Source organism: Pseudomonas izuensis (assembly GCF_009861505.1).
Classification (GTDB): Bacteria; Pseudomonadota; Gammaproteobacteria; order Pseudomonadales; family Pseudomonadaceae; genus Aquipseudomonas; species Aquipseudomonas izuensis.
The window spans coordinates 175,043-187,920 of the sequence record NZ_WTFT01000012.1; the positions used below are offsets into that span (position 1 = coordinate 175,043).

At 58.7% G+C, this 12,878-nt stretch carries 12 protein-coding genes and 1 tRNA gene; 5 read left to right on the forward strand and 8 right to left on the reverse strand.

Annotation, left to right across the window (positions count from 1 at the left end; all coding sequences use genetic code 11):
- Positions 1 to 401: 401 nt before the first annotated feature.
- Positions 402 to 845, forward strand: a complete 444-nt coding sequence (locus GPL81_RS12940; RefSeq protein WP_246218921.1) for a hypothetical protein — start codon at positions 402 to 404, stop codon at positions 843 to 845.
- 57 nt (positions 846 to 902) lie between these two features.
- Here the strand turns inward: GPL81_RS12940 and GPL81_RS12945 are convergent, their stop codons facing one another.
- The gene (locus GPL81_RS12945; protein ID WP_160107165.1) at positions 903 to 1,802 is read right to left on the reverse strand and encodes a pirin family protein; all 900 of its coding nucleotides are present in this window, start codon (positions 1,800 to 1,802) and stop codon (positions 903 to 905) included.
- 122 nt (positions 1,803 to 1,924) lie between these two features.
- Between GPL81_RS12945 and GPL81_RS12950 the strand changes: the two genes are divergently transcribed.
- On the forward strand, positions 1,925 to 2,836 hold the full coding sequence (locus GPL81_RS12950) for a LysR family transcriptional regulator (protein WP_160107030.1): 912 nt from the start codon (positions 1,925 to 1,927) through the stop codon (positions 2,834 to 2,836).
- Between the two features lie 5 nt (positions 2,837 to 2,841).
- On the opposite strand, the gene GPL81_RS12955 is transcribed toward GPL81_RS12950, so the two are convergent.
- The 3 genes from GPL81_RS12955 to GPL81_RS12965 form a co-directional block, all read right to left on the reverse strand.
- Positions 2,842 to 3,747: an NmrA/HSCARG family protein gene (locus GPL81_RS12955; protein ID WP_160107031.1), complete on the reverse strand. Its 906-nt coding sequence runs from the start codon at positions 3,745 to 3,747 to the stop codon at positions 2,842 to 2,844.
- A gap of 126 nt (positions 3,748 to 3,873) precedes the next feature.
- Positions 3,874 to 4,797, reverse strand: a complete 924-nt coding sequence (locus tag GPL81_RS12960; RefSeq protein ID WP_160107032.1) for an NADP-dependent oxidoreductase — start codon at positions 4,795 to 4,797, stop codon at positions 3,874 to 3,876.
- A gap of 75 nt (positions 4,798 to 4,872) precedes the next feature.
- Complete coding sequence (locus GPL81_RS12965) at positions 4,873 to 5,313, reverse strand: DoxX family protein (RefSeq protein WP_160107033.1); 441 nt, start codon at positions 5,311 to 5,313, stop codon at positions 4,873 to 4,875.
- Positions 5,314 to 5,469: 156 nt separating this feature from the next.
- On the opposite strand from GPL81_RS12965, the gene GPL81_RS12970 reads away from it, so the two are divergent.
- Entirely contained in the window at positions 5,470 to 6,387 is a 918-nt protein-coding gene (locus GPL81_RS12970; protein WP_160107034.1) for a LysR family transcriptional regulator, read from the forward strand.
- Positions 6,388 to 6,399: 12 nt separating this feature from the next.
- On the opposite strand, the gene GPL81_RS12975 is transcribed toward GPL81_RS12970, so the two are convergent.
- Both GPL81_RS12975 and GPL81_RS12980 read right to left on the reverse strand, forming a co-directional pair.
- Positions 6,400 to 7,065, reverse strand: a complete 666-nt coding sequence (locus GPL81_RS12975; protein WP_160107035.1) for a M24 family metallopeptidase — start codon at positions 7,063 to 7,065, stop codon at positions 6,400 to 6,402.
- 149 nt (positions 7,066 to 7,214) lie between these two features.
- On the reverse strand, positions 7,215 to 8,903 hold the full coding sequence (locus GPL81_RS12980) for a SulP family inorganic anion transporter (RefSeq protein ID WP_160107036.1): 1,689 nt from the start codon (positions 8,901 to 8,903) through the stop codon (positions 7,215 to 7,217).
- 193 nt (positions 8,904 to 9,096) lie between these two features.
- Here GPL81_RS12980 and GPL81_RS12985 point away from each other — a divergent pair, with 193 nt between their 5' ends.
- Complete coding sequence (locus GPL81_RS12985; protein ID WP_160107037.1) at positions 9,097 to 10,797, forward strand: aspartate:alanine exchanger family transporter; 1,701 nt, start codon at positions 9,097 to 9,099, stop codon at positions 10,795 to 10,797.
- 81 nt (positions 10,798 to 10,878) lie between these two features.
- On the opposite strand, the gene GPL81_RS12990 is transcribed toward GPL81_RS12985, so the two are convergent.
- Entirely contained in the window at positions 10,879 to 11,199 is a 321-nt protein-coding gene (locus GPL81_RS12990) for a restriction endonuclease subunit S domain-containing protein (RefSeq protein WP_160107038.1), read from the reverse strand.
- Between the two features lie 1,039 nt (positions 11,200 to 12,238).
- Here GPL81_RS12990 and GPL81_RS12995 point away from each other — a divergent pair.
- Positions 12,239 to 12,505 (forward strand): DUF1652 domain-containing protein, encoded by a 267-nt coding sequence (locus GPL81_RS12995; protein ID WP_160107039.1) that lies wholly within the window; start codon positions 12,239 to 12,241, stop codon positions 12,503 to 12,505.
- 134 nt (positions 12,506 to 12,639) lie between these two features.
- Here GPL81_RS12995 and GPL81_RS13000 read toward each other — a convergent pair.
- Positions 12,640 to 12,726, reverse strand: a tRNA-Leu gene (locus GPL81_RS13000).
- Between the last annotated feature and the right edge of the window lie 152 nt (positions 12,727 to 12,878).

A 12,878-nucleotide genomic window follows, 5' to 3' on the forward strand; every position in this document is an offset into this window, starting at 1 on the left:
TGTAAGAGCGAAACCGCCAGCTGCCGCTACCGAAGAAACGGATATGTACACCATCCCATCAAGTCTAAGTGAACAGCATTAGGTTCAACACCGGGCTTTTCTATTTTCCACTCGTCAGGCGCTTGGTACCTTTTTTCCTCGCCAATCTTCCAAAGCAATCCCCCCTTCGCCAGCAAGACTCAAACTCCGGTGCCCATTCGCAAACCAAGGGGATCGCGACACCGATGGCTGAGCATTACCACCGCGCGCCCCAGCCCTTATAATCTGCAATGCGCACCCGTTTTTCTCTCGCCCGCGATTTGATGGGTAACCCTCCCCGCGCATCCTGGGCTAGTCTTTCCAGTCTTGGATAGAATCTTACGACCATTCCTTTTTCCCTTGCCTTTTGAGGATACGTGAACGTGAAAGGCAAATTGATTGGCACGACCGTCATCGTGACCCTTTTGGCTGCCGTGACTTACGGGTTCAGCACGTGGGAGGCCAGCAAGAATCGACGGCAGGAAGAGTTATGCAAAGTGGCGCAAGAGCATCTCAAGACCGTGGAGATCGAGGCACGCGCCATGGCAACCGGTTTGTCCGTCGAAGGCTACGCCGAAGCGGAAAAGGCCGAGGTGGGCAAACTCATCAATGCGCTGGATACCGCTAAAACCAATGAGGAAGTGGAGGCTGTCATCACCGAGCACTCCGCCACGGTCCAGGCGCAGGTGGCCGCCACGGATGCGGAAGTAAAATCCCGGGGCGAACAGCCCTTCCTTGGGCAACAGATGAAGGAGCAGCGGATAACGACTGACGTGAAACTGGAAATCCAGCGCGCCGAGAAAGCCGTCAGCACTGCGTGTGAATGAGGTAGGCCGAACCTTAAAATGTGAAACAACGAAGCCGGATCAAACCGGACGCTCGGATTACTTGAAAACCGGCACGCTCGCTGACGGGTTTGGTTTTTTCAGGTAGTCACGCAGCCGCGCACCAATCTCGGCAATTTTCGCCTCCCCCGCACGCAAGGCTTGCGGGTTGGTATGCACCGAGTAGTTACCCAACGCGAGATCATAAGGATGAGGCTGCGCGGAGCCGATCACGAAGACAGTATCGTTGTGCATGGCCTTGAGCGTAACGGTGCCGCTACCGGGTTCGAAAATGACCATTTCTCCCGCCAGGACCCTGTCCGGAGCGCAAAGGGATCCGCGACTGACACTCAACCACAACGACTCGTGCCCTTCGGGCGGAACATAACTCCAGGATTCTCCGGCAGGTAGCGTGACCAGCAGATAGTTCATGCCAGCGGGAGCACGGACCGGGCTTTGGACACCCAGATAGGAACCCAGAATCACACGTGCCGGCCCCACTTGCGGCATCACGCTTGACTCCAAGTACTGGCTGTCGACGGTGGCGTTTTCCAACGCAGGTGGCAGTGCCACCCACAGTTGAAAACCTTGAATGCGCCTTGAGGTACCGACCGACATTTCCTTGCCATGCCAGACCCCGCCACCCGCGCGCATCCATTCAACGCCGCCATAGTCAATCATCCCCGTACCCGACTCGGCATCCTCAAAACGCAAATTACCTTCGGTAATAACCGTGACCGTGGCGATGCCCGAATGCGGGTGCATCGGCATGCCGTTGATGAATGAACTCTCGCCTTCAAACAGGTCAAGGAACACAAAAGGCTTGAGCAGGTGGCCCAGGTCCGAGGGGCTCATCAGCCGGACAATCGCGCCATGCCCACTGCCGGTGGTGCGGTAGCGAATAGCCCGGTGCGCAGCGGTGTCCCGTACGCCGATCTGAGGTTGTTGCTGAAAAGGCATCATGATTACTCGAAGTTGGCAGCCTTTCGGCTCGATGTTCCACACAATAGGTCCAGGCTGATTACTTGATAAGCCGATACAATTGGATTGCACTCGTCCACCAGCATCAGGAATGATCCGCCATGCTCGACCTCAACGACATCGCCATGTTTGTGCAGGTAGTGCGCTGCGGCAGCTTCGCAGAAGCTGCGCGACGGCTGGGCATGCCACCCAATACCCTGAGTCGCCGCATCCAGCAGCTCGAAACGCAGCTCGGCACGCGGCTGCTGCAACGCTCCACTCGCAAGCTCACGCTCACCCAAGCAGGCCAAGGCTTTCATGAGCGTTGCGTGGGCGCCGTCGATGGCCTGCTCGAAGCGGGACAGGCGTTGATGACGGGCAGTGACGAGCCCAATGGCCTGGTGCGCGTGGCGGCTCCGGCCGACTTTTTCGACTTCTTTCAAATGACCTGGGTGAACGAGTTTCTGACTGCGCATCCGCGCGTGCGACTCGACTTCGTGCTGAGCGATGCGAAGGCCGATTTGATCGCCGAACAGATCGACGTCGCCTTTCGCGGCGGCCCCTTGCGCGACTCAGGTTATGTTGGTCGCCAGATCCTTGACCCGCGCAGCGTCGGAATGGTCGCCAGCCCCGCCTACATCGCAGCGCGCGGCTCACCCCGCACACTGCAGGACCTGGTGAGCCACGACTGCGTGATTTCCGCGCAACCCGGCGGCCACGCCACATGGCGCTTGATCGGCCCGATGGGTGAGGAAGAGATACAAGTGACCGGGCGCTTCAGCGGCAATACCGCTCAGGCACTACGTAAGGCAGCCGTGGCGGGCCTCGGCATCGCGCTGCTGCCGCCGGTGATGGCCCGGCTTGAAGTAGAGGCCGGCGTACTGGTCCCGGTGTTGCCTCAATACCAGCCGGTCGGCTACGGCCTGAACGTGCTGTATCCGAGCCGTCGGCAGTTGCCGCTGGCGGTATCGGCGTTCATCGGGTTGGTCATCCAGAAGATGAATGCGGTCGACGCACCGCAGGTGCATCGATAGATGCATCAGACGGGTGCCGGGATCTTGAAGTTTGCCCGAGCCCACGCGGCAAACTTTGTCGGCTGCCGGCCGGCAACGCTGTTGGCCAGCGCAATGGCGTCGCGCGAATCCGCACCGAGGTAAGTGTGGGCCGCGAAATAGGCGAGCATCTCTGCGATTTCCATGGCGCCAGGAAACCAGCCGGCAAACTCTGCTGCCGGGATGTGCTTGAACGAAAAGTGGTGACCCAGTCGATTCAGCTCGGTGATGACCTCGTTGAAGCTCAGGAAGTCGCCTACCAGTGGCAAATATTCGCCGTTTCCTGCCAGTGCAGGCTGCGCGAATGCGCCGGCCACGACGTGGCCGAGTTCACTGATGTCGCCCATATGAATGACGCGTTGCTCCGGATCGAGCGGTAGCGCCCAACCCATCGTCCCATCGGCTTGCTGCTTTGGCGCCATGACGCCGAGCAGATTCTGATAGAAGAACGGCGCTATCACGAAGGTGTGGTGCGAGAATCCGGCCTCACGCACGATACGGTCGATTTTTGCCTTGTCGGTAAAATGCGGGACATCGAGCTTGCCGCGACTGATGGTCTCCACGTTCGGCAGCGTCGACCAGATGAAGTGCTGAACGCCGGCACTTTTTGCCGCCTGGACGGCCGCCAGTGCCTGCGTGCGCTCGTCTGTACCCGCCTCCCAGAAGTTGGTGACCAGAAAGACCCCGTGTGCTCCAGCAAACGCGGCGTTCAGTGTTTGCGGCCGATTCAGGTCCGCCAGTACGACCTCGTCGGCCAACTGGGGATGTTCGACCGGATTGCGCGTCAATGCACGCACCTTGAATTGACCGCTCGCCTGCAACGCGCGCACAACGGCGCCGCCCTGATGACCGGTGGCGCCGACGACGGCGATGAGTTTTTGGGTGGATGACATGGTCGCTCTCCGAATCCGCGGCCTCTTGGCCCGATGCCTGGAAAAATAAGGCCGGGCCGATTGATTGACTAGCCGGAACAACTGGATTGCACTCGTCCACCAAAGACAGGAATGCCCCGCGACGACTTACCGGCTTGTATCGAGGACAAGCCGGCCCCGTAAATGACGGCCCATGCTTTTCTCGATCGCCACTTTCGCCTCACTCAACGGGTAGGCCTCGACGTCGACCGTGAGGTGGCCCTTGTCGAACAGTTCGGCAATGAGCGAAAGCTGTCGGCCATCGGAACGGGTGGCGAAATTGGCGGGGGTCACGCCATAGTCGTTGGCCAGCGACATGTTCGGCAGGCTCACGGGCGAGACCAGCACACCGTTTCTTTTCAGTACCTTGAACGAACGGGTTTGTGTGTCGCCGCCGACCAGATCCAGTACGACATCGACGCCGGACACCTGCTCGTCGAATGCCTGGGTCCTGTAGTCGATGATGTAATCGGCACCGAGGTCTTTCAGATAAGCATGATTGTCCGCGGAGGCCGTTGCGTAGACTTCAGCGCCCAAGTACTTGGCAATCTGCACGGCCATGCTGCCTACACCACCGGCCGCGGCGTGGATCAACACTTTCTGCCGCCGCTGCACGCCCGCATGCTCAGTGAGTGCCTGCCACGCCGTCAGCGCGGTTGCAGGCACAGCACCGGCCTGTAACAGACTGAGCGAGTGCGGCTTCAAGGCCAGCTTTGAAACCTGGGCGACGGCTTTGGTCGCATATCCGCCGACGATGTTGATGAAGCCGAACACTTCATCGCCAATGCTGAACTCTGTGACGCCCTGCCCCAGCGCAATCACGGTACCGGCCACTTCAACCCCCGAGGTGAAAGGCAGCGGCAGAGGGATGAACCCTTTCATGGCACCGGACAGGATCTTCCAGTCAATCGGGTTGACCCCGGCTCCGGCGACATCGATCAGCACTTCACCAACACCGGCCACCGGGTCTGCGATGTCTTCCAGACGTAAAACTTCAGGGCTGCCGTATTCGTACACGCGTATGGCTTTCATGGAGGTCTCGACTATTGAAAAGAAGGGAGGAAAACACTGCGCTGCGAGGGATTGGCCTTCGCAGCGCGGGGGGTATCAACGACGGCGGGCGTCGAGGCTGAAGCGACCGGCGCCGAAGGCCACGACTTGCAGCAGGCCACCGGCCATCGCGATGTTCTTGAAGAAGTGAATGAACTGGTTTTGATCGCCCAGCGCGTTGTGGAACGCCAGTGCGGTGAACACGCTGAACACGGCCAGGACTGCGGCGACGCTGCGGGTGCGATAACCGGCGATCAAGGCCAGGCCACCACCGATCTCAACCACGATCGCCAGCGCCAGCGCCAGTTGCGGAAGTGGAAGCCCTACCGAACCGATGTAGCCAACCATCATCGCGGGCGCGGCCAGTTTCGAAAAACCGGAGAGAATGAAGATTGCGCTAAGCAGTACGCGGCCGATCAACGAAGCCGAGGCTTGGGTCACGTCGGAACGGTTCTGGTCTGAGGCGGTGGATTGGGCGATGTTTGCAGAAGTGGTCATGAGGTATTTCCTTCAAAGTTTGCGCGATTCGCCATGAATCGCTGCTGTGAAGAAATCTTGCACCTTGACATCTAATCTGAATAGCCGACTAATTTAGATCATTAGGTTCGAATAAATAGGCAAGCAACTCACCTCATCGAAAGAGAGTTCAATCGCATGATTTCTGATCCCGGAACACCGACACTCGACCAACTGCGCGTGTTCCTGACCGTTGTTGAGGTCGGCAGTTTTGCAGCGGCTGCCAGAAAGCTGCACCGGGCCACTTCGGTCATCAGCTACTCGATTGCCAACCTCGAAATGCAGCTCGGCGTGTCGTTGTTTGACCGCCAGACCACCCGCAAACCCCAGCTCACCGATGCCGGCCGCACCGTGCTGGCCGAAGCCAGAACCATTGCCAACGGCATCCATGGTTTGCGCGCCAAAGTGAAGGGACTGCTTCAGGGGCTCGAAGCCGAAGTTCACGTGGTGCTCGATGTGATGCTTCCCCCGGAGCGCGTGGTGGACGCACTCAAATCCTTTCGGGAAGAATTCCCCACGGTTGCCCTGCACTTGCACATGGAAGCCCTCGGCGCCGTCACGGAACTGGTGATCAACCGTGGTGCCATCGTCGGCGTCAGTGGGCCGATGAACGAAGGCATCGACGGGATCGAAAGAATTGGCGTAGGCAGTGTCGAGTTGATTCCGGTGGCGGCGCCGAATCATCCGCTGGCTTCCAGCGACTCGAACGTTCCAGGTGCCGGGCGAGAGTTCACGCAACTGGTATTGTCCGACCGCTCGCGCCTGACCAAGGATAAGGATTTCGCCGTGCTCAGTAACCGCACCTGGCGCCTGGCGGACCTGGGCGCCAAGCACATGTTGCTGCGTGAAGGCATCGGTTGGGGCAACATGCCGGCGCCGATGGTCCGGGAAGATCTGGAGAGCGGCCGGCTCGTGCAGTTGAACATTCCGGAATACAAAAGCGGCCAATATTGCTTCGACGTCATCTACCGCACTGACCTGCCCCCGGGTCCGGCGGCAAGGTGGTTGATCGACCGCTTCGTGCAACAAGGCTCGGCGCCGGATGCCCCGGTTTGAAAGCGTTTTCGTTCAGATGAGCAAATCTTCGTAGAACGCGCCAAAGGGACGCTCGGGATGGGCAAGCTGGATTTCCAGAATCCACAGGCCGGTGTTCGGGTATCGATCCAGATCCCCGAGGTCGCCGCCCCGGTAAATCGCATGGGGGAAATCGCTGACCCTGTGGCCCTTGATGTCGAGGTTGAGCGTCCAGCCCATGACCTGTGCTTGAGCGGCTGCAAAGTCGTAAAGCGCCACGCCGGAAACCCGCTCGCTGCGCCAGAAGCTTTCGACCCGTTTGAACAGCTCCTTGGCTGCCGCCGCACAGGCGATCATTTCCGGATCTGAACCCGTGGTGAACGTCGCGCCGGCATCGCCTTCGTGCCCTTGCCACACCACGCCCAAGTCGATGAAGAAAATGTCCTCGGCCCCCAGCTCGGGATCGCCATCGGAACGCTGTTTGAAGGTCTTGAGCGTGTTGGCACCGAAGCGGATCAACAGCGGGTGCCAGATCCGGTCCATACCCAGTTCCGCCAAGATCTCTTTACCTCGCAACTGCGCCTCGGATTCGCGCATACCGGGCGTGATGACGCGGGCGATCTGATCAATGGCCTTCCAGGTCATCTGCTGTGCGTGACGCATCGTTTCCAGTTCGTAACGCTCACCTACCGCTTCTTTGCTGCTCAAGACCGTGCTCATCATTCATTCCCTTGGTAAGAAAGCGCAGGCCACGCGCTATGTAGATTTATATATTGCGATACCCGATATTAAAGATAAAGCCGTGATCGCGGCCAGTAGGCCCGGGGAAATCGACGCAATGGCATTAGCCCGCGGGCGGCCCTTTACAATCAGTCGCCCAGCGCTCGGTAGTACGCCACCGCCTGCTCCAGATTGAGAAACAGGCGCTGTTGCTCATCCATTGCCCGCCCCATTTGCGAATGCATCACCATGGCCTGCACGCTGGGGCTCATACCCACCAGCCACAGAGAGATGCCATGCTCCTGCAAGCGCCGGTCCGCCGCATCCAGCATCTTCAGTGCGGTGTACTCCAGGTCGAATACGCTGCGAAAATCAAATACCACGACTTGGGGATTGCTCACGACGATCGCCGCCTGGATTTTCGTGCTGATATGTTCGGCATTGGCGAAGAAGATGCGCCCCTCCGGCCTCAGCATCAGCAACCCGGCAAAGACTTCGTCCCTCGGGTGTTCGTCGCTTCCGGGGCGGAACACATTGGTGCCTGGCTTGCGACCCAGCACGTGCACCGGTGGATCGGAAACCTGATAGGCCAGCGCCAATAGCGAGACGATGATCGCCACCACAATGCCCTGCAGGGTGCCCAGCAACATGACCCCGGCCGTGGCCACCACGGCCCAGAGAAACTCGGTGCGGCGCACTGCCAGGATTTCGCGAAAGGCGGCTGGCTCGATCAGGCCTACGGAGTAGACGATCACCACCGCGGCCAACGTGGCATTTGGCATCAGACCAATGAAAGGCGCCAGCAACAGACAGGTGCCGAGCGCCAACGCAGCGGTCACCAGGCTCGCCAGCTGCGATTGGGCTCCTGCCAGGCGATTGACCGCCGTCTGGGTGGTGCCGCCACCAGCGGCCATGGCACCGAAAAACGCGCCGCCGATGTTGGCGATTCCCGTCGCCACCAACTCGCGGTTCGGCTGTGGCACGGGCTCGTGGCTACGGGCAAAGGCGCGTCCAGCAGCAATGGTCTCGGTAAAACTCATCAAGGCAATCCCTACCGCCGACGGCCAGAGTGCGTTTAACAACGACCCGTCAGGCAACGTCAGGACGGGCAATCCAGTGGGCACATTGCCTACCGAGGACACGCCGTAATCACCCAGGCCCAGCAGGCTCATGGCCGCTAACCCGAGCGCGACCGCCACCAACGGCGCAGGCACTCGCGGTGTGTAGCGCTTCATGCCGATCAGTAGCAATACCGTGGTCAGGCCCACCGCAACAGTGGGCAGTGATGCCTGGGGAATATTGACCGCTGTTGCCAGCAGATTATGGAAAAAACCGCCTTTTTCAAAATGAAGACCCAAGAGTTTAGGCAGTTGGTCAAGCACGATGACGATGCCAATGCCCGCCTTAAAGCCGACCAGCACGGGCTCCGAAATGAAACTCGCCACGAATCCCAGGCGCAGCAGCCCCGCCAGCGTCAGAATCGCACCCACCAGCAAGGTCAATGTGGCAGAAGTCACCAGCAGGTCGGCAGCGTCGGCAGAGGGGCTGACCTGAGCCAGCGCAGAACCGGCCAAAATAGCCAGCGTGGTGGTGGTACTGACACTGAGGGGGCGTGACGTGCCGAGCACCGCGTAGATTGCCATCGGCACCAGCACGGTGTAGAGCCCGACCTGCACCGGCAGGCCGGCAATGGTGGCGTAAGCCAGGGCCTTGGGGATCACCACCGCTGCTGCCGTCAGACCGGCGATGACATCGCCTTTGAGCCAACTACGCTGGTAACTACCGAGCCAACTCAACACCGGCCAACTACGCAGTGCACGCTGGATTTGAAGATTCATCACTGCCTCCAGGCGAGTGGTTATCTCCTGAAGTGTATGATCGAATCCGGCCCCATGCGCCTTGAAAGATTACCGCCCGGGCATGAATGACCTCTGGCTGCTAGATTGCATCAGACGCGATCGTAAGAGCGACAACAGCACCGATTTTTTCCTTACTGCGATCCACTGACGGTATGCGCAAGGAGATCAATACGTGCAGGCATTGTTCACGTTTCTCGATACAAACCCTTACATGCTGTTGTTCGGGGTCGTCAGCCTTGCGGTACTGATCGGGCGCATCACCATCAAAGGCTACGGTTTGGGCATGGTCGCCGCGGCCATCCTCGTCGGGTGTACGGTCGCCATCACAGGATCCCTGTATGGCGTTACCTTCAAGGTCGACACGTTCACCATGAACCTCTTTTACTATCTGTTCATGTATGGCGTTGGCTTGCGGGTCGGTCCCTCGTTCCTTAACAGTCTCAGGGGCGATGGACTCAAATTCACCCTGCTGGCGGTTATTTGCAGTGTTCTCAGTCTTGTCGTGGTAGTAGCAGGCACGCGGCTGTTTCAGCTCCCGACCGGGGCCGCCGGGGGAATACTCGCAGGCGCTACTACCATGTCTTCGGCCATCGGTTCGGCCGAACAGGCGGTGGCCTCGGGTGCCGTCAAGCTCCCGCCTGGCACCACCGCTGCAGACGTATCGGCAATGATTACGCTGAGTTATGGCATCACCTATTTGTGGGGAACGATCGGCATCGTCCTGATGTGCAAATACATGCCTCGCTGGTGGGGCGTCGATGCAAAAGCCGCGGCGCGCAGCTATGAAGCCGAACATGGCATTCATCAAGTCGACGACATGGGCCTGAACGGGTACACCGCCTTCGGTTTGCGCGCCTACCGCCTCGATAACCCCGAAACCGCCGGCCTGACCATCCAGGAATTTCGCGGTCGCTTCCCGGAGTACCGCATTGTAAATGTGCGACGGGGTGATGATTCGATTGGGGCCGACTCACTCATTCAACTGCAGCCAGGAGACGTCATCGCCCTGGGCGGGACGCACAAGGACCTTACTGCCAACATCGGGGTGATAGGTCCGGAAGTCGATGATCCCAAGGCACTAGGCGTGGTGCTGGACCAGGCGGAAATTCTGGTGACAGAGAAGGCCGTCATCGGCAGGAAACTCAAAGAGTTCCGCGGGGAAAACCTGGCCGGCCAGCTTCAACTGACCCGCCTTGAGCGCGGTGGCGTCCCTTTACCCGTGGGCCCGGAGACCCAATTGCAGCGCCGTGACGTATTGTTCGTCACAGGCCTGACCAGCGCCGTGCAACAGGCTGGCGAACGTTTCGGCCTCATCGCCCGTCCCAGCACCGTGACTGACTTGCTGACCTTGTTCGTCGGCATGACCCTGGGCCTGCTGATCGGCCTTATCCAGTTTCCCGCCTTTGGCGCTGCCGTGGGCCTGGGAAATGCGGGCGGTTTGATGGTGTCGGGGATCATCATTTCGTCGCTGTCCTCACGCTTGCGTTTTTTCGGCAACACGCCCAACGCCGCACGCAACATCCTTGAGGACATCGGCCTGCTGGTATTCGTTGCTATCGTCGGAATCAACGCCGGCGCCACCCTATTGAACCAACTCACCGGCACCCTCGCCGTGCAGATCTTCACAGTGGGGTTCTTCGGCTGCCTGCTGCCACCTATCGCCGTTTGGGTAATCGGTTACCACCTGATGAACATCAATCCAGCCGTGTTGATGGGCGGCATGGCCGGGGCCCGAAGCCACTCCGGTCCATGCCGCGAGGCAGCCGCCGAGATCGGCAGCAGCGCACCCTGGGTGGGGTTCCCGGTGGCGTTCGCAGTGTCGGGAATCCTGCTCACCGTCTTCGGCTACTTTGCCATGGTTTTCGCGGCCTGAAATATCAAGCCTGGACGGTGGGCAAGGGATCGGGAAGAAATAATTTACAGAGCCAAAAAATAAAGGCTTGCATGAGGTATCTCATGCAAGTCCTTGATATTCATGGTACCCGAAACCGGAATCGAACCGGCCACCCGCCTCATTGACAGGATTCAAAAAGCAGGCCATCTCCTGTTCGACAACATCGATCTGATTTAGCCCCCAATTGGTCAGGGGCGCGGAAGGTTTGCCGGTCGATGCGTAACTCGCCGCCAGCAGACGGGTCATCAACGCCTTTGCCAGGTCCAGTTGCCTCTGAAGCTCATGAGCCGCGCGATCAGCCTCGTCCAGGCGCTGTTGCAAGGCATCACGCTCGGCAGCGATCTGCCCGACACTGCCCATCGTTTCATGCGGGTCGACCATCACTGCTTCCTCACTAATGTGCTTGTTCACTCAGGTGTAGGCCGGACATGCTCAGGCCTTGCACCGCGGATATCGGCACGAGAGTTTTTTTCTACAGTGTCTATCGCAAGTCGCCGACCAGTGGCGATGTGGCCTTGGAGTAACCGGAGGCAAAGTTGGGACGGTGCCGAGACGTAGTCATCAGAGCTAAGGTCAAGTTGTCGCAAAATGATCTGAGGCGGAAGCAGGACGCCCCATGGTCACAGAAAACCTGACGGCTGGCCGAGGCACGATCACTCATCTTCATCTAATCGGAACCTGCTCAAGGCAGGGAAGCCCGGCAATTTGCCAGTCTCTACCTCAACATGCCTCCCACCACAGTGCTCGCAATTGAATACCTGGCTGTCGATGTCATCGTCAAAGCAAAGCTCTACAGACGTGTCTTGATTGCACTTCTGGCAGATCAGTTTTCTCGTCATGGCTGTACCCCTGAGATTTGACCGCCATGAGCTTAGCCAACTTTTCCTTTAACCACCGAGGCACATAATCATGCCCACAGAAAACAAACCGGCCGAGCCAGGATTTGACCTGAACACGCCAAATGGCGGGCGCGGTTACATCACAAATCTATTCAAGACCGTGCTCAAGCGTCTGCGGTTAACCCACGGCTGCGCAACTAGGTCGCCGTATGAACCGCCGCAGCGAGTTGCTGTAAGGAACCCAGCCCCGGTGTCAGAAACGCATTTTTTCCCCAATAACGGGGAATCCTCCTGAGGCAAATGGCACCTGCTCCGCTGTAGCAGGCTGTTTCATCACCCTGTCACATGTTGGTTCAGTTATTGCTCTGGCACCTGAAACCAATAATTCGACCCTGGAGATTAAAGCCGTGTGGAAAAACCCCTTACTACTCGTAATCACCTGCGGAATGGGAATCCTTACATTGGGTTTGGCCGCGACCGTGATCCTGATTCAGTTGCAGCTGGATTGACCAGCAACGCCATCGTGCAAACCCCTAGCTAAATTCAATATGCCCATTCACCTGGCCCTAAGGACGTGAGTCATGATTTCCACGCTTGAGCTTCGTCACATTATCGAATGTGGTTTCCAGCCTCTTTCTTGCACCTGCACAATCAATCCGGACGGATCATTGATGATCAAGGTGTTCGATCCGACGTCTGGGCGGGTCGATCTTCTGGTCACAGCGGTCACGACCAATCAATTGACGTCCAGCCGCGCCATTGCAAATTTGATTGGTGAGCTGCGCTCTGAAATGGCGGCGCGCCAAGCGACGGGCACAGGGGTTTCAGCGGGGAGCGATCTGGCTTAAGCCCGAGCCGAAACGCCATGGATAAGCGCTGGACTCGCTTCATAACTCTCTGCAGCTCAGTTGACGTGCACACGGCGGGTGGCACCGTCCAACAAAAAAGGCCTACGCCGCTAAGCGTAAGCCTTTGTTTTATGTGGTGCCCGAAGCCGGAATCGAACCGGCACGCCCTTACGAGCGGGGGATTTTAAGTCCCATGCGTCTACCAGTTTCGCCATTCGGGCGGTAGCGCGGTGAATCAGAGGGGGGAAATATATACATCCCGTCTCGGTGAAGCAAGGTCGCCGGTGCAATTTTCAAGGCTAAATCTTGCAGATTCCGAAAATAAAAAACTTCGTAAATCATGGACCTACGAAGCTTTCTTACAGCAGCCGCC

Excerpts from the sequence above, each read along its gene's own strand:
- GPL81_RS12945 (WP_160107165.1), bottom strand. The coding sequence starts at position 1,802 with ATGCCTTTTCAGCAACAACCTCAGATCGGCGTACGGGACACCGCTGCG.
- GPL81_RS12950 (WP_160107030.1), top strand. The coding sequence starts at position 1,925 with ATGCTCGACCTCAACGACATCGCCATGTTTGTGCAGGTAGTGCGCTGC.
- GPL81_RS12955 (WP_160107031.1), bottom strand. The coding sequence starts at position 3,747 with ATGTCATCCACCCAAAAACTCATCGCCGTCGTCGGCGCCACCGGTCAT.
- GPL81_RS12960 (WP_160107032.1), bottom strand. The coding sequence starts at position 4,797 with ATGAAAGCCATACGCGTGTACGAATACGGCAGCCCTGAAGTTTTACGT.
- GPL81_RS12965 (WP_160107033.1), bottom strand. The coding sequence starts at position 5,313 with ATGACCACTTCTGCAAACATCGCCCAATCCACCGCCTCAGACCAGAAC.
- GPL81_RS12970 (WP_160107034.1), top strand. The coding sequence starts at position 5,470 with ATGATTTCTGATCCCGGAACACCGACACTCGACCAACTGCGCGTGTTC.
- GPL81_RS12975 (WP_160107035.1), bottom strand. The coding sequence starts at position 7,065 with ATGAGCACGGTCTTGAGCAGCAAAGAAGCGGTAGGTGAGCGTTACGAA.
- GPL81_RS12980 (WP_160107036.1), bottom strand. The coding sequence starts at position 8,903 with ATGAATCTTCAAATCCAGCGTGCACTGCGTAGTTGGCCGGTGTTGAGT.
- GPL81_RS12990 (WP_160107038.1), bottom strand. The coding sequence starts at position 11,199 with ATGGTCGACCCGCATGAAACGATGGGCAGTGTCGGGCAGATCGCTGCC.
- GPL81_RS12995 (WP_160107039.1), top strand. The coding sequence starts at position 12,239 with ATGATTTCCACGCTTGAGCTTCGTCACATTATCGAATGTGGTTTCCAG.